General features: G+C 60.2%; 13 protein-coding genes and 1 pseudogene. 3 read left to right on the forward strand and 11 right to left on the reverse strand.

What is annotated here, in order from left to right; genetic code table 11:
• Positions 1-101: 101 nt before the first annotated feature.
• From AC1Q6D_RS30135 to AC1Q6D_RS30155, 5 genes are read right to left on the reverse strand one after another with little or no spacing between them, the layout of a single operon-like run.
• A complete protein-coding gene (locus tag AC1Q6D_RS30135; protein WP_178083150.1) occupies positions 102-3,200 on the reverse strand; it encodes an error-prone DNA polymerase in 3,099 nt (1,032 codons plus the stop codon).
• On the reverse strand, positions 3,176-4,591 hold the full coding sequence (locus AC1Q6D_RS30140) for a Y-family DNA polymerase (protein ID WP_103405785.1): 1,416 nt from the start codon (positions 4,589-4,591) through the stop codon (positions 3,176-3,178). Before AC1Q6D_RS30140 ends, AC1Q6D_RS30135 begins: the two co-directional genes overlap by 25 nt.
• A 7-nt stretch (positions 4,592-4,598) precedes the next feature.
• The gene (gene imuA, locus AC1Q6D_RS30145) at positions 4,599-5,228 is read right to left on the reverse strand and encodes a translesion DNA synthesis-associated protein ImuA (protein WP_103405786.1); all 630 of its coding nucleotides are present in this window, start codon (positions 5,226-5,228) and stop codon (positions 4,599-4,601) included.
• Positions 5,228-5,845, reverse strand: a complete 618-nt coding sequence (lexA, locus tag AC1Q6D_RS30150) for a transcriptional repressor LexA (RefSeq protein WP_103405787.1) — start codon at positions 5,843-5,845, stop codon at positions 5,228-5,230. Before lexA ends, imuA begins: the two co-directional genes overlap by 1 nt.
• Positions 5,846-5,904: 59 nt before the next feature.
• The gene (locus AC1Q6D_RS30155; RefSeq protein ID WP_103405788.1) at positions 5,905-6,819 is read right to left on the reverse strand and encodes a LysR family transcriptional regulator; all 915 of its coding nucleotides are present in this window, start codon (positions 6,817-6,819) and stop codon (positions 5,905-5,907) included.
• A gap of 103 nt (positions 6,820-6,922) precedes the next feature.
• Here AC1Q6D_RS30155 and AC1Q6D_RS30160 point away from each other — a divergent pair, with 103 nt between their 5' ends.
• Positions 6,923-8,665, forward strand: a complete 1,743-nt coding sequence (locus AC1Q6D_RS30160; RefSeq protein WP_103405789.1) for an amidohydrolase — start codon at positions 6,923-6,925, stop codon at positions 8,663-8,665.
• A gap of 108 nt (positions 8,666-8,773) precedes the next feature.
• A complete protein-coding gene (locus AC1Q6D_RS30165; protein ID WP_103405790.1) occupies positions 8,774-9,511 on the forward strand; it encodes a TorF family putative porin in 738 nt (245 codons plus the stop codon).
• 103 nt (positions 9,512-9,614) lie between these two features.
• On the opposite strand, the pseudogene AC1Q6D_RS30170 reads toward AC1Q6D_RS30165, so the two are convergent.
• Positions 9,615-9,755, reverse strand: a pseudogene (locus tag AC1Q6D_RS30170) (gamma-butyrobetaine hydroxylase-like domain-containing protein); the annotation flags it as partial.
• Entirely contained in the window at positions 9,748-10,986 is a 1,239-nt protein-coding gene (locus AC1Q6D_RS30175; protein ID WP_103405792.1) for an MFS transporter, read from the reverse strand. The pseudogene AC1Q6D_RS30170 and the gene AC1Q6D_RS30175, both read right to left, overlap by 8 nt.
• Before the next feature lie 1,563 nt (positions 10,987-12,549).
• Here AC1Q6D_RS30175 and AC1Q6D_RS30180 point away from each other — a divergent pair.
• A complete protein-coding gene (locus AC1Q6D_RS30180; RefSeq protein ID WP_103404815.1) occupies positions 12,550-13,269 on the forward strand; it encodes an AAA family ATPase in 720 nt (239 codons plus the stop codon).
• Between the two features lie 44 nt (positions 13,270-13,313).
• On the opposite strand, the gene AC1Q6D_RS30185 is transcribed toward AC1Q6D_RS30180, so the two are convergent.
• Genes AC1Q6D_RS30185 through AC1Q6D_RS30200 form a run of 4 tightly spaced genes read right to left on the reverse strand, consistent with a single transcriptional unit; the run spans position 13,314 to position 16,178 of the window.
• The gene (locus AC1Q6D_RS30185; RefSeq protein ID WP_103404810.1) at positions 13,314-13,592 is read right to left on the reverse strand and encodes a DUF971 domain-containing protein; all 279 of its coding nucleotides are present in this window, start codon (positions 13,590-13,592) and stop codon (positions 13,314-13,316) included.
• Positions 13,589-14,551 (reverse strand): HEAT repeat domain-containing protein, encoded by a 963-nt coding sequence (locus AC1Q6D_RS30190; protein ID WP_103404809.1) that lies wholly within the window; start codon positions 14,549-14,551, stop codon positions 13,589-13,591. Before AC1Q6D_RS30190 ends, AC1Q6D_RS30185 begins: the two co-directional genes overlap by 4 nt.
• Positions 14,548-15,396 carry an ABC transporter ATP-binding protein gene (locus AC1Q6D_RS30195; RefSeq protein WP_103404808.1) on the reverse strand — a complete coding sequence of 283 codons (849 nt, stop codon included), beginning with the start codon at positions 15,394-15,396 and terminating at the stop codon, positions 14,548-14,550. Before AC1Q6D_RS30195 ends, AC1Q6D_RS30190 begins: the two co-directional genes overlap by 4 nt.
• Complete coding sequence (locus AC1Q6D_RS30200) at positions 15,396-16,178, reverse strand: ABC transporter permease (protein WP_103404807.1); 783 nt, start codon at positions 16,176-16,178, stop codon at positions 15,396-15,398. Before AC1Q6D_RS30200 ends, AC1Q6D_RS30195 begins: the two co-directional genes overlap by 1 nt.
• Positions 16,179-16,265 lie beyond the last annotated feature (87 nt).

Consider the following 16,265-nt stretch of genomic DNA (forward strand, 5'->3'; position numbering starts at 1 on the left):
GCGTGCTCGCGAAAAACGTCAACGAAAATGAGGGCTGCCTGACGGACTGCGGAGTTCTTACGCCCATCGCGAGCAAGCTCGCTCCTACAGGGGATGCATCGTCAGCGAAAATCCCGGCTGCGCACGCTGATGCCATCCAATAGCGGGCTCAGGTCACTCAAGCGCCCGGCGATCAGGTGGCGCACTTCGCCCTCCTTCTCCCAACGTCCATCGACCTTGAGCAACTGTGAACCGACCAGCACCTGGCGTTGCCGCTCGGCCAGGTCACGCCAGACCACCACGTTGACGTTGCCGAACTCGTCTTCCAGGGTGACGAAGGTCACGCCGCTGGCTGTGCCTGGTCGCTGCCGTCCGGTCACCAGCCCAGCGACGCTGACCGGCCGCCCGTGCTCGACTGCCAGCAATTCCTTCGAACTGCGACAGCGTCGTGCCTTCAACTCACCGCGCAACAACGCCAGCGGATGCGGCCCCAGGGTAGTGCCCAGACTGTTGTAATCGGCCAGCAGGTCCTCGCCCACGGTGGGTTTGGGTAGCGCCACCGCGCCCTCCTCCTGACTGGGCAGGCCGGCAAACAGGCCAAGCTGCTTTTGCACCCCCGCCACCTCCCAGCGCGCCCGATGCCGATCGCCCGCCAGCCCCCGCAGCGCACCGGCATCGGCCAGTAGCTCCTGGGCGCGGGCATCGAGTCGGGCCCGTTCGCCAAGGTCGGCGACGTCGGCAAACGCGCCGTTCGAACGCGCCGCCTCGATACGCCGGGCATCGTCCTCGCGAAAGCCCTTGATCATGCGCAAACCCAGGCGAATCGCCGGTTGCGCGCCGGTGAGCGGTTCCAGGCTGCAATCCCAGTCGCTGGCCCGCACGTCCACCGGGCGAATCTGCAGATGGTGGCGACGCGCGTCCTGCAGAATCTGGTCCGGGCTGTAGAAACCCATGGGCCAACTGTTGATCAGCGCACAGGCGAAGGCGGCCGGTTCGTGGCATTTCAACCAGCAACTGGCGTAGGTGAGCAAGGCGAAACTGGCGGCGTGGGATTCGGGAAAACCGTAACTGCCAAACCCCTTGATCTGCTCGAAAATCTGCGCGGCGAATTCAGCCGTGTAGCCTTTTTTCTTCATGCCGGCGGCCAGCCGGTCCTTGTGCGGTTCCAGCCCGCCATGACGTTTCCAGGCCGCCATCGAGCGGCGCAACTGGTCGGCCTCGCCGGGGCTGTAGTCGGCGGCGACAATGGCGATTTGCATCACTTGTTCCTGAAACAGTGGAACCCCCAGGGTGCGCTTCAACACCTCCCGTAACTCTTCCGAGGGATAGCTTTCGAGTTCCTCCTTGTTTCGCCGACGCAGATACGGATGCACCATGCCGCCCTGGATCGGTCCGGGACGAACGATGGCCACCTCGATCACCAGGTCATAGAACTTGCGCGGCTTGAGCCTGGGCAACATCGACATCTGTGCCCGGGACTCGATCTGGAACACGCCGATGGTGTCGGCGCGACCGATCATGTCGTAGGTTGGCGCGTCTTCGGAGGGGATCGACGCCAGGCTCAGGTCCAGGTTGCGATGACGGCGCAGCAAATCGAAACAACGACGAATCGCGCTGAGCATGCCCAAGGCCAGGATATCCACCTTGAGCAACCCGACCGCGTCGAGATCGTCCTTGTCCCACTGAATGATGGTGCGCTCGGCCATCGCGGCGTTTTCCACCGGCACCAGATGGTCCAGCGGCTGCTCGGAAATCACGAAACCACCGGGATGCTGGGACAGATGTCGGGGGAATCCGATCAACTGTTGGGTCAGGCTGAGGACCCTGCGCAACACCGGGCTGTCAGGGTCGAACCCACCTTCACGCAGGCGCTCCACGGGCGGAGCCTGATCGCTCCAGTGGCCACAGCAGTCGGCCAGGGCGTTGACCTGATCCGGCGGCAACCCGAGCGCCTTGGCCACGTCGCGCACCGCACCGGCGCCGTGATAACTGCTGACCACGGCGGTCAGCGCGGCACGCCCCCGGCCATAACGCTGGAACACATACTGCAAGACTTCTTCTCGGCGCTCGTGCTCGAAATCGACATCGATGTCCGGCGGTTCGTTGCGCTCCTTGGAGAGAAAGCGCTCGAACAGCATGTTCATGCGATCAGGGTCGATCTCGGTGATGCCCAAGGCGAAACACACCGCCGAGTTGGCCGCCGAGCCCCGGCCCTGGCACAGAATCTTCTCGCGCCGGGCGAAGGCGACGATGTCCTGCACGGTCAGGAAATAACTCTCATAGCCCAGCTCGGCGATCAGCCCCAGTTCCTTGTCGATCAGCCCGCGCACCTTCTCGCTCGCCCCGCCGGGCCAGCGCTCGCGCATGCCGCGCTCGGTCAACTCCCGCAGCCAGGACGCTGCGCTGTGTCCCTCTGGCACCAGCTCCCGTGGATATTGATAACGCAGCTGGCCGAGGTCGAACGTGCAGCGCCGGGCGATGTTCAGGGTTTCGTCGAGCAAGGCCGCTGGATAGAGATCGCGCAAGACGTCAAGGCTGCGCAGGTGCCGCTCACCGTTGGGGTGCAGGCGCAATCCGGCATCGGCCACCGGCAGGTGATAGCGGATCGCGGTCATGGTGTCCTGCAAGGCGCGCCGCCCGCGAGCGTGCATGTGTACATCGCCGCTGGCCACCGCAGGCATCCGCAGCTCCCTGGCCAATGCCAGCAGATCATTGAGGCGCCGGGCATCGTCCTGCCCCCGGTGTAACTGCACCGCCAGCCACAAGCGTTCAGCGAACACCTGTTTCAGCCAGTGCCCCTGTGCGAAGTCATCGACCGCATCCGGCACCCACAGCGCCAGCAACCCCGGCAACGGTTCGCTGAAGTCCTCGCGCAAGACTTGATACTGGCCTTTTTGCGTACGCCGGCGGGCTCGGGTAATCAGTCGGCATAACGCCTGGTAACCCTCAAGATTTTCCACCAGCAGCACCAGTTTCGGGCCGTTCTCGATGCGCACTTCGCTGCCGATGATCAGGGGCAGCTCCACGGACTTCGCCGCTTGCCAGGCGCGGACGATGCCGGCCAGGGTGCATTCATCGGTGATCGCCAGGGCCTGATAGCCCTGCTTTTTCGCCCGCTGAAACAACTCAAGGGCACTGGAGGCACCGCGCTGGAAACTGAAGTTCGACAGGCAGTGCAGTTCCGCATACCCGGCGCTCATGCAAACCAGCCCTGCAGCCACAACGGGCCATCCTCGCCGACCGCACGATAGGCCCAGCCCTGCTGGCCGCTACGGGTTTCGATCAGGTAATAGTCGCGGCGTACGTCGTCGCCGTCCCACCAGCCGGACTCGATGCGTTCCGGCCCCATGAGAATGCGCGTCGAGCCTTCGTGTACCGCCTGGGGTTCTGTCAGCAGCCAGCCTGGCCGTTGCACGCTGGGGAATCCGGCGCAGGGCTGGTGGTCGGCACTGGCCTGCCACGCGCACTCGGGTCGATGATCGGCCTGAAAGCGCAAGCCGTGCACCGCGTCGTCCCCCAACCGAGCGCGCAGGCGTTCGCGCAGTTGTTCCCAGGGTAAGGTTTGCTGTGGGCGATCGTCGAACAGCTCCTGAAACTGCGGAACGAAGCTCGGCAAGTCTTCGGCGCGCAGGCGAAAACCACGCACCGGCGCCTCGACCTGCACTTGCTCAAGCCGACCTCGCGCCAGTTCGAAGAGCATCGCCGGGTCGCGTTCGGCGCTGAGCAGCCCCACCTTGATCAGCGTGTCCGGCAAGCCGGCGTGTTCCAGATGCAGGTCGAAGCGTTGCACGCCGCTGTCGCGCCCGCAGAGAAACGCCGACAGGTCGCCGGTCAACCGGCGCAGCGGAAACAGCAAGGCCTGATGGGATTGCACATCGAAGTTGAGCTCGATACGCACATCGAAGCGGTCCGGCGGCAGATAGAACGCCAGCGGCAAGCACCGCAAACCGAGCAAGGTGTCCAGGTGCTTGAGCACCGGGGCCTCGAAGCGCCGCGCCAGGCTGTGTCGAGGCAACGCCTGCACCTGACTCAAGGTGCGCAGGCCCATGCGCGACAATGCGGTGGCGACGTTGGCCTCCAGCCCGATGCGGTCGACGGGCAATTGCCCGAGGTGATGCCGCAAGGCTTGATCGTCGGGCACCACCAGGCCGTCATGGGCGTTGGCCAGCATGCGCGCCGCTACCGGGTTGGGCGCGGCGACGATGCGGTGACGGAAACCCAACTCGCCGAGCTCGCTGCGCAAACGCGCCTCGAAGGGCGACCAGCCACCGAACAGCCCCAGGCTGGACTCGATTTCAAACACCAGCGCGCGCGGGTAATGCACGCTGACCTGGGAACTGAAGCGATAGGCCCAGGCGGCCAGGAACTGCTGCCAGTGTTCGATTTCAGCCGTGTCGTACTCGGCCGTGGCAAAGCCCTTGCTCAAGGCCTGGGCGGCACTCATGGACTGGCCGGGACGCAAGCCCAGCGCCCGCGCCGCGCCGTTGACCGTCTGCAACACCCGGCGCTGGGCCGGGCCGGTCAGCAACGCCAGCGGCGCTTCGGGATCGGCGCGCTGACGCAGTACCGCGTCCAGCGCCAATTGCGGGAAGAGAATGCAGACCCAGCGCATGGCAACCTCAATGCCCCACGGCAAAGGCAATCGGCGCCGAACGGGCCAGGCCGCCCCGGCACTTGAGCACCCGCAATTGCGCAGGCGTGGCATTGATGGGGGCATCGATGGCGATGCGCAGGGCCGCTGGCGACGGGTTGATCGCTTCACTGATCGAGCGATAGGCGAACGCCAGGGTCGAGCCGGTTTCCGCCGCCACCTGCAAGCGACGCAGGGCGCGGTCATCGGCCTTGTGCGGCCAGCACAGCACCGCACCGCAACTGCCCGAACGCAGGCATTGTTCCGCCGCCCACAGCGCATCGCGTTCGCTGGCCTGGATGATCGACAACTGGCGCAGATCGACCCCGGCGCTCTGCCAGGCCTGGGGATACGGCACATGGGGCGGCGCCACCAGCACAATGCGCTCGCCCGCCGCCGACAGCCGCGCCAGTGCCGGCCATACCAGTTGCAATTCGCCGATGCCCTGCCCGGCCAGGAGAATTTCGGTCAGTGCCGCTTCCGGCCAGCCGCCCGTGGGCAACGCTGCATCCAGCGCGGCATGCCCGGTGGGTTGCGGGCTGACCGCAGGCGGCGCAGGCCGGCCCTTCCAGACCTGGCCGCCATTGAACAGCGTATCCAGCGCAACGACGGCACCCATCAGCCTTGCCTCACCAGACCGCAGAACACCCCTTCGATGGCCAGGTCCCGGCCGGCTTCGACGATGATCGGCTGGTAGGCCGGGTTGCGCGGCAACAGGCGAACCCGGTCGCCGACCCGTTCGAAACGTTTGATGGTGACTTCGCCGTCCAGGCGCGCCACGACGATCTGGCCGTTGAGCGCCTCGGGGTTGCGGTGCACGCCCACCAGATCGCCGTCGAGAATGCCGTCCTCGATCATCGAGTCACCCTGGACCCGCAGCATGTAGTCCGGCACCCGGGAGAAGATCGATGGATCGAGCAGCAAGCGGCTATGGATTTCGGCATCGGCCCCGATCGGCGCACCGGCCGCCACCCGGCCGAGTACCGGGACATCCAGCAGTTCGGGGCGCGGCGGCTGCCCGAGCAGGCGAATGCCCCGGGCCTGATGCGGGTTGACCTCGATAAACCCGGCGTCGGTGAGCGCCAGCACATGCTTGCGCGCCACGCTGCGGGAGGCGAAACCGAACGCCTCGCTGATCTCGGCGAGGCTCGGGGACTGACCGTGTTCGGCGATGCGTTCGCGGATGAAGGTCAGGATGGCGGTACGGCGGGGAGTTAAAGTCGTCATGGAGTACATTTGTACTCTTTTCGGTTTTTTCTTACAAGGACTTCTGTAGGAGTCTCGACCGGCTGCTCCTACAGACCACGTGAAGCCAGATACGCGGTGATGTAATCGATAAACGCCTGCACTTTGGCCGTGGCCCGCCGATGGCTGGGGTACACCGCCAGAATGTGCGGGCCGAAGCTGTCCGGGTCGATGTCGTAATCGGCCATCACCTGCACCAGTCGTCCGTCGGCCAGGTACGGCGCGGCACTCCACAGCGGGGTGTGCAGCAGACCGCGTCCGGCCAGGGCATTGGCCAGCAGCAGGTCGTAATTGTCGCTGCGCAATCGCGGTGTCCGGGGCTGCGGCAGGCTCACGCGCTGGCCGTCGCGCTCGACCCACCAGAATTCACGGCTGAGCAATGGGTGGCAATACAACAACCATTCGTGCTGATCAAGGGTTTGCGGGGTGACCGGCAGCCCCTTGCGCGCCAGGTATTCCGGGCTGCCACACAGCGCCAGGCGATTGCTGCCGACCACCCGGGCGATCAACCCCGGCAAGTCGTCATGCCCTTCGCGCAACGCCAGGTCGTAGCCGCTTTCGAGCAAATTGACGAACGCGTCGCACAGGTCCACTTGCAGGTCGATCTGCGGGTATTGCTCAAGAAAACCGCCCACCACCTGGTCGAGAAAAGCCCGACCATAGGCCAGCGGCGCGGTGATTTTCAGACTGCCGCGCAAGCCATGCTGCAACTGCTCGATCTCCTCCCCCGCCTCGTCCAGCCGCTGCAAGACCTGACGCGCGGTTTCCAGGTAAAGCCGTCCGGATTCCGTGAGCGAAATCCGCCGGGTACTGCGCTCGAACAAACGCGCCCCCAGCTCCGCCTCCAGGTGATTGACCGCTTTGGTCAGGGCCGAAGGGGTCTTGCCCAACTGCTCGGCGGCGCGACTGAAACTGCCCAGTTGCGCGGTGACCACGAACATTTTCAGTGCACCCAACTTGTCCATTCTTTTTCCATTCAGGCAAAAACGTTTTTCGTGAGTGAGGCGTTCTGCCGACGCCGGCAAGCCACTAATCTGGCCATCAGACGCAATAACAAGGAAACATTCAATGAAAAGATTCATCCCGAATCTACTGATGGCGGCCATGAGTTTTGCCTCGTTGGAAGCCATGGCGGCGACTGATCTGGTGCTGTTCAACGGCAAGATTTTCACCGCCGACCGTAACCAGCCCAAGGTTCAGGCCCTGGCCGTGCAGGACGGCAAAGTGCTGCAAGTGGGCAGCGATGCGCAGATCAAGGCCTTGATCGACTCAGGAACCCAAGTCATCGATCTGGCTGGCAAGACCCTGATGCCCGGCCTGATCGACAGCCATTCCCACGCGATTTTCGGCGGCCTGGAAATGGTTGCAGCCAACATGGAAGACGAGGTGGTCGAGCTCGACGAACTGGAAAACCGCCTGCGTGGCTGGCGTGACGACAGCAAGGCCCGGCATGGCGATGTCCTGACCGTGGCCGGCATGAGCTCGGCTTACTGGGCGCAGGCCGAAGCCCTGGGCAAGATATTCAACAGCGGCGAATGGGCCGACGTACCGGTGGTGTTTACCGGCAGCGATCACCACACGGCCTGGGCCAACAATGTGATGCTCAAGCGCGCCGGAGTGGATGCGACGCTGCTGAAAAACCTGCCGGACACCGAGAAAGGCACCATTGGCAAACTCGCCGATGGCAGCCCCAACGGATTTCTGGTGGACGCCGGTTGGGACCGGGTGGCCTCGAAGATGCCGTCGCCGAGTGCCGCCGACATGCTCAAGGCGGCGCAAACCGCCGTGAGTTACAACAACAGTCTTGGCATCACGGCATGGATGGACCCCGCCGCCAACGCCGCGCCCGGCGAGCCGATATTCGCCCTCAAGCCCACGGAGAAAACCGTCGGCGTGCTGCCGGTGTACAAGGCCCTGTCCGAAAGCGGCGGCATGACCGCCCACGTCGCGGCGCTGCTGGTGGCCAACGGCAAAAGCGTTCCGGCCGATCTCGACACCCTGGACAAGGTCCGCCAGCAGTTCCAGGGCATTCCCAACTTGACGCTGCCCGGCATCAAGATCTTCGCCGATGGCGTGATCGAGTATCCGGCGCAGAGCGCGGCGATGATCGACCCTTACACCAACTCGCACAAACCGGGTGAACTGCTGATCGATCCCAAGCACTTCGGCGAGTTGGTCAGCGCCATCGATCAACGGGGCTGGCTGGTGCACATCCACGCCATCGGCGACCGCGCGGTACGCGAATCGTTGAACGGCATCGCCCAGGCGCGCAAGGACCGCCAGAGCGGTGTGACCCACTCGATCACGCACTTGCAGATCGTCAATCCGAAAGAGTTCGCCCGCTTCAAACCGCTCGATGTCATCGCGTCCATGCAACTGCTGTGGGCCAGCGCCGACGACTACACCACGGACATGATCAAGCCTTACATCAGTGCTCTGGCGTTCCGTTACCAGTACCCGGCGCACTCGTTGCTCAAGCAAGGCGCAACCATCGCCGGGGCCAGCGACTGGCCGGTGTCGTCGCCCAATCCGTGGAACGCCATGGCCCAGGCCATGACCCGGGTCGGCCCAATGGGCGTGCTCAACGCCGATGAACGCATCGACCGCGAAACCATGTTCTACGCCTATACCCTCAACGCCGCCCGCACCATTGGCCTGGACAAACAGATCGGTTCCTTGACCGCTGGCAAACAGGCCGACTTCATCGTGGTCGACCGCGATGTGTTCAGCGTCGACGAAAAAGCCCTGCATGACACCCAAGTGCTGCAAACCTGGTTCGCCGGTCGTCAGGTCTACGCACCAACCCTCTAAGAAAAACAGCAACCCCTCCGCTGCCCGACTCCGTGTTTCTCAACACGGGGCCAGGCGCAGCCATGTCCGACTTCTGCCTATAACAATCACAATAGCGGGACGTACCCCATGAACGTTTTCACCCTGTTCGCCCTCGGCTCCTTGAGCCTGCTGCCTTTAAGCAGCCACGCCGTGCCCTTGAATGATGATTTCTCGTTGCTGCTGGACGTGAACCTGGCCAGCGACTATCGCAGCCGTGGCATCTCGCAAACCCAGAACGACCCGGCCCTACAAGCCGGCGCGACCCTGACTCACAGCAGTGGCCTGTACCTGGGCGCATGGAGTTCCAACGTCGACTTTGGCGGCGGCCTGAAGACCCGACAGGAGATCGATTACTACGCCGGTTGGCTGTGGCAAGCCACCGATGCGGTCAATCTCGACCTTGGTTATCTCAAATACAGTTACCCGAAAGAGAGCCAGTTCAATCAGAGCGAGGTCTACGGCATTCTCAGCGTTTATGGGGTGAAGCTCGGCGCCTATTACTCCGACGATGCACCGGGCATCGACAGCCAGCAGAACTCGCTCTACACCTACGTCGGCTATGAAACCGAGTTGCCCTATGGCACCGGCCTGAAACTGCGCTACGGCAACATAGACTTCAAGGACCCGACCCTGTATTCGAACTCGGGTGAAGCCGAGGATTCGTACCGGGAGTGGGAGGTCAGGCTGACCCACGAACTGGCCGGTGTAACGCTGGGCCTGAGCTACGTCGACACCAACCTGTCGAAGAGCCAGTGCGCCAGCAACTGGGGCTTCGATGACGTGTGCAGCGCGACGGTAGTGGCGAGCGTGAGCAGGTCTTTCTGACCACCACGGATCCCTGTGTGGGAGCTTGCTCGCGATAAGCGCCGTCCAGTCAATATCAATAGCGACCGTCAGGCCGCCATCGCGAGCAAGCTCGCTCCCACCGTTAGATTCCAGTGGGTTCGGGGGCGAGTTGTGCCAGATAGGGCCAGGGATAGATGCCGCGATCGTGGCCATCGCTGAAGATCAGTTGCAATCCATACCCCTGCGAGTGCAAATCGATAACCCGAACCAGCGCATCAACCCGCGAAATCTTGAGCACTCCTTGGTATGAGCGTAATGGATGCCAAACCAATTAACAGTGTGCCTACCGCACTGAGAATTGCCGTGAGGGAAAGGGTCTGGGAATAACCGACCATCCCGCCGACGATTCCGCTACCGAGAAAAATGAAGGGGTGTACGCCACTGGTAAAGAGCGTATCGACTGCCACCACTTTACCGAGGTCCTTTTCGGGAGCCAGTGTCTGCATCGCTGTAGCCCATCCAGTCAACCAGGACGCTTCGACGACACCTACCAGAGTCGCCCCCAGTATCGCCATCCAGGACGAGCTTCCCATGCCGAGTAGTGCCATCGCGCCAGCCAAAAACAGGCCGCAGGTCACTGCAAGTCCGATCAGTCGTTCATGCCCGGAAACAAGCACCGTGACGATTGATCCGATGCACGCACCGAATCCCGAGGCGGCCAGACACACACCCCACATTTCTTCGTTGAATCGATTGCTGATGGCATAGGGAGCGACGACCAGGAAAATCGGGAAACACAATACGTTCACCACGAGGGTAGCCGCGAAGCCAAGCAAAAGTTTGGAATTGCCGGCAACGATGGCAATGCCATTGACCGTTTCCCGGATCGAGAACTCCTCCTCCAACTCACAGGGCTCAAAATTGGGCAACATCGCCGTGTAAATGGCGGCGCAGAAGAATGTCAAACCATCGATCAATATGCCCCAGACCGGATCCCAGAAAATGATGAATACTCCCAGCGTCGCGGGAAACAGCACAGCGACCAGATTGTCGACAAAGTTCATCGCACCATTGCCCGCCACCAGTGCTTGCTTGGGCAGTAATTTGGCAAGCAGTACTTGGGCGCACGGACGGGAAACCCCAATGCCGATGCCAAATATCAGGTAGGCAAAGACCAAGCACCACCACGGTGTACCGGAGAAGAACAGCGCCACTGCGGCCAGTTGCGCGCAACCCCTCGCCGTGTCGGTGTAAATCAGTACTTGCTTCGGCGACTTTCGATCCGCCAGCAAGCCTCCGACCAGGGCCCCGATCACGCTCCCTACCCCGACTGCCGCCATTACAAAACCAAATACTTCTGCTCCGTAGCCGGTCCGGATAAGCGCTATCGGCAGTGCGGCTAGACAAATAGCGTCGCCGGCCATCGAGAGACTTTGGCCTATCAGCAATTTGCGAAAAGACGAGACGCTCAGCGCTTCGGTATAAGGTGATAAGCGTTCGGCAATTGAGATCATAAGCAATCCTCCTTGAGACCTCTGCTTGCGTCCTGGTTTAAGTGCGTAGCGAGCTTCCCCCCTCTCCGGACTTCAAGTTCTCCTCGACCGAGAATCGAGACCTTGAGCCGCTGTCCACGGAAGCGGTATGTCAGTCGATACTTCATTGGCTGACCCAGCGCTTTCGCGAGCGGGGCGTGCATGCATCAGATTAGGGTGGATTCGGGGACGAGTTGTGCCAAGTACGCCCATGCCCACGGATAAATCCCGTTCATGCCCATCGGTTAATACCTGTTGCAGTTCATACCCCTAAGTTAGCTGTTCGACAACCCGCAAACGCAATGCTCTGCACTCCTGACTCTAACGAAGCGGACAATCAAAAAATAGGGCCTACCGTTCGTCGTATTTTTTTAAAAAATCAGCACTTAGAAAAAATAAAAATCATAAAAAAAGCACAAGACGCACATTTAATCCTACAGAAATACCCTACTCGTCATAGCAAGATCATTCCTACTTATCGAAAACTAAAATACGGTATGAAAAAGAAATTTTACAACTCCACGCCAGACACTATCCACACTAAAACCAAACCAAACCAAACCAAACCAAACCAAACCAAACCAAACCAAACCAAACCACCAAGGCTCCGAATCGCATGCAGGACACTTCTTAAAAGTAAGTAGGAATACCCCCACAAGACAAAAAAAACCCACTTGCAACCAACAGAAAAATCAACTAACTCTAGCGACACCATTTAATTTCAAGTGACAAACTCCCTTCACCTCGCAATACACAACGAAAGAAAAGAAACAATGGTTCCATTCCCATAGAGAATTCAATCATGACTAAAAATATCTGGCCCAGAATTTTTTCCCTGACCTCCATATTCATTAAAGAACAATTAAAAGAACCCATCTCATTATTTTGGATCATGATATCACCTTGCGCGATGTTCTATTTTTTCGCAGCAACCAGGCAAGACGCCAACTATTTTTCCAGCAACTACATTACAGTTTCAGCATGGTTTTATGCCTATATTTCCTCGAGCGTCGCATTATTCGGATTCGCCTTTTACATTATCGGAAGAAGGGAAAGCGGATTCACCCGATCATTTATTTACTCCAAGGACTCAAAATTAATTTTCCTTTCATCACACTTCATTACCTACTCACTAATATCGACATTCTATTGTGCGACCTTTTACCTAATGACGAAATTTCCATTTGGAAACTACAACCTCAATGAATTACTAAGTATCACACTACGCTTCTATGTCTGTTTCATCATGTTTTGCACTCTCGGTGCTGTATTTTCATGGCTACCGATCAACTTTCAGAATTCGAACACTTTGCTTTCCATTTTTTCGTTTTGCATGCTAATTCTCGGAATAATGAGTGCCAGCAGGGCAAACAACATCACTGATACTTTGAATCTTGCAAACCCACTAACTCTTGCAAGCAAAATAATGGAACAAGGCCTTCATTCCAACAAGCCCACCACAATCGCAATAGTTCTTTTATTCACTTTTACACTATTTAAGACATTCAAATACCTTAGAATAAATCCTGTATGGAGCCGATACTGATGAAAAAGTTCAGGGCGCAAAACATTGATTTCTCCTATTCAACCACCCCCCTCTTAACCCAGGCTTCCCTTGAGGTTGCTCAAGGCGATATTGTCGGAATTCTCGGGCCCAACGGCTCTGGAAAAACAACTTTTTTCGACATCATCTGTGATCTTAAAAAAGCAAAGTGCGGCTTCATAAAAAACGACTTTAGTCATTTCTTATACCTTTCTCAGATCATTACCACTTCTCCCCCGTTGCGCATGCGTGACATTTTTAAAATGGTGACTGCGCTGTCATCAAGCGAGCCAATGACACAAGATAAAACCCTAATAAAATTAAGTGCGTGGAGCCCTGCGATAGTTGACCGCTACCAAGATATCTGGAACAAAAAATCATCGCTATGCAGCTACGGAGAAACACGCTGGTTCTTTACCCTTTCTCTTCTTTCAATTGCTGCAGACTTCGTAATTCTCGACGAACCTACTGCTGGTGTAGATCCCGAGTTTCGTCACTATATTTGGCAATGCCTTCACGGCGCTGCCAGAGAGGGCTCCGCCATTCTTGTCTCCTCGCACAATGTTGATGAAGTCATTAACCATTGTGATTATTTTTACATGATTAGTCAGCAACGCTTCAATCGCTTTGCCAACGGTAGTGAGTTCATGCACAAGTATGGAGCAAAGACTGTGGACGATGCATTTATCCGGGCCGTTACTGAACCTGCATTCGCGACATAAACAACTGGAACCGCACATAGGGGGAAAAGCTCCAGACTGAATATTCAGTCCCTAAGCCCGGCCAGAAACGCCCACGGATAAATCCCCCGCTCATGCCCATCACTGAACACCAACTGCAATCCATACCCCTGCGAATTCACTTCGACCACCTGAATGCGAGCATCAACCAGCGGCGCCATTCCCCGCATTCGAAACGCCCGGCATTGAGAACACGGGCATTGGCGACGCAACTCGACGTGGTCCAGCCGCTGTTCGCGACCGTCCGGCCAGTTCAGGCGCAATTGTTGTTTGCTTCGGGAATTGCCGATGGCCAGCGGGTTCATTGCAGTTGACTCAAGGCAATGCGCACCGCCTTGCGCACTTCCGGGTCGCCGTCGTCCTGGGCGGCCAACAGCGGCGCGATGGCACCCCGCTCGTTCAACTCGCCCAGGGCCAGTGCGGCTTCCTTGCGAAGATTGCTGATGCGGTGGCCGAGGGTTTCGATCAGCGCATCGAGGGCCGGGGCATACCGTAAACGCCCGAGACTGCGGGTGGCGCGCAGGCGGACTTGCCAGTAATCGTCGCCCAAGGCTTCGACCAGCGCGGCACCGGCGTCGGCGTGCCCGACCTTGCCCAGCGTGGTGGCGGCCTCTTCGCGCACTTGCCAGGCCTGGTCTTGCAGCGCCTGTCGCAGGGCCGGCAGCACCTGTGCGTCAGACGCCAGCCCCAACGCCCCGGTGGCTGCGCGACGGACGTCGGTGTCCGGGTCATCACTGGCCAGCCGTGCCAGGGCCGGCAAGGCATCGAGCTGCTTGAGCCAGCCCAGCACGCCGACCGCTTCGCGGCGGACGTTGGCGTCGTGATCGTCCAGCGCCAGCAAGGCCGCCGGGGCGGCCTGGGGAAAGCGCAACTCGCGCAAGGCCCTGAATGCGGCGATGCGCACACCGATGTCGGCATGCCCGGTCCACGGCAGAATCACCCTGCCTGCCGCTTCACTCTTGAGCAGGCTGAGGCTTTGCGCGGCGGCGGCCTGTACCGCTGGCGAGTGATCGGTCAGGGCCTGGCACAGCGCCTCGACCACAGGCTCGTCCTCCCAGGCTTCGAGCAAGCGCGCGGCTTCAGCGCGAACCTCCTCGGCCGAGTCGTGCGCCAGGCGATCGACCAGCCACAGCAGGCCATCGGGCTCTTCCAGGTCAGCCAGGTCGATCAGGGCGATGCGGCGCACGCCGGCGTCCTCATCGGTCAGGCGTGGTTGCAGGGCGAGAATGTCGTCGTTATCGGTTACATCAAAGAGTGAGGTCATAGGGCAAATCGCGGCAGTTTGTTTTCAGGAGGAAGTCCGAGAGGGTTCAGGCGCGGTAGCTGCCGACCGTCTTCGTGACGCAGAAGCTCGAGGCAGTGACGCTTCAAGCGCGAAAATTCATGGCTCGTCACCAGCTCGGTGGTGCGTGGTCGCGGGAAGTCCAGGTGCAGGTCTTCGATGATCCGGCCGGGGCGCGAACTCATCACCAGCAAGCGATCAGCGAGGAACAGCGCTTCGTCGATGTCGTGGGTCACGAACACCACGGTGGTGCGAATCCGTGTCCAGATGTCCAGCAGCAATTCCTGCATGTTCAAGCGGGTCAGGGCGTCGAGGGCACCGAAGGGTTCGTCCATCAGCAACAACCGCGGACGATTGACCAGCACCCGGGCGATTTCCATCCGTTGCTGCATGCCGCCGGACAGTTGATCCGGCCAGCGCTCGGCAAAGCCTTCAAGGCCCACCAGGGCGAGGATTTCATCGGCGGCCCGGTGCCGTTCGGCTTTGCCGATGCCGCGCATTTTCAGGCCGAAGGCGACGTTGTCGCGCACTGTGCGCCAAGGAAACAGCGTGTGCTGCTGGAACACCATGCCGCGCTGCGGCGACGGGCCAGACACCGGCGCACCGTCGACATTGAGGACGCCGGTGCGCGGCTGCAAGTGACCGGCCAGCGCACCGAGCAAGGTGGACTTTCCGCAGCCGGACGGCCCGAGAATGCACACGAACTGCCCCGGTTCAATCTGGCAATCGAGCCCCTGTACCGCTTCAAAAGCAGTGCTGCCCTCACCCAGGCTGATCGACAGGGCGCGAATATCGATGCGCCCTTGCGGGTGTTGAAAGACGCTCATCAGGCTTTTCCTCGTGGTCGATGCCAAGGCGTGAACAGTCCACCGAGGCGCTTGATCAACAGGCTGCTGCCCATCCCGAGTACCCCGATCAGCAACGTGCCGACCACGATGTCGGCGTAGTTCTGGATGGTGTAGGACTCCCAGGTGTAATAGCCGATGCCGTATTGGCCGGAGATCATCTCGGCGGTCACCAGGCAAAACCACGAGGTGCCCATGCCGATGGCCAGGCCGGTGATGATGCTTGGCGCAGCTCCCGGCAGAATCACTTCCAGCAGAATCGCCCGCCGCCCTGCCCCGAGACTTTTCGCCGAGGCAATCAGCCGTGGATCGACACCTTCGACGCCGTGCACGGTGTTGAGCAGGATCGGAAACAATGCGCCGGTGAAGGTGATGAAGACCATCGACAGCTCTGACGAGGGGAACATCAGGATCGCCAGGGGAATCCAGGCCACGGCCGGTATCGGCCTCAGTACTTCCAGCGGCGGCAGCAACAGGTCTTCGGCCCATTTCGAACGGCCGATGGCCAGTCCCAGGGCGACCCCGATGATCAATGCCGCGAGGTAACCGGCGAACACCCGGCCGAGGCTGCTGCTCAAATGCCGGGCCAATTTGCCAGAGTCACCGAGACCGAAGGCGGCCTGGATCACGGCCAGCGGTGTTGGCACATTGGCGAATGTCACCAGGCCGAGGTTCCAGTGATGGCTGGCGGCGAGTTGCCAGAACAGCAGGCAGAGCAGCAAGGATGCGGCCCGGGGGGGCCAGCGCTTAAACGGTCCGTTCACAATTGTTCCTCTCAACCAAATCCCTGTAGGAGCGAGCCTGCTCGCGATGATGTGTCAGTCGACATCTCTTTGGCTGACACCCCATCG

Source organism: Pseudomonas sp. MT92 (assembly GCF_058792515.1).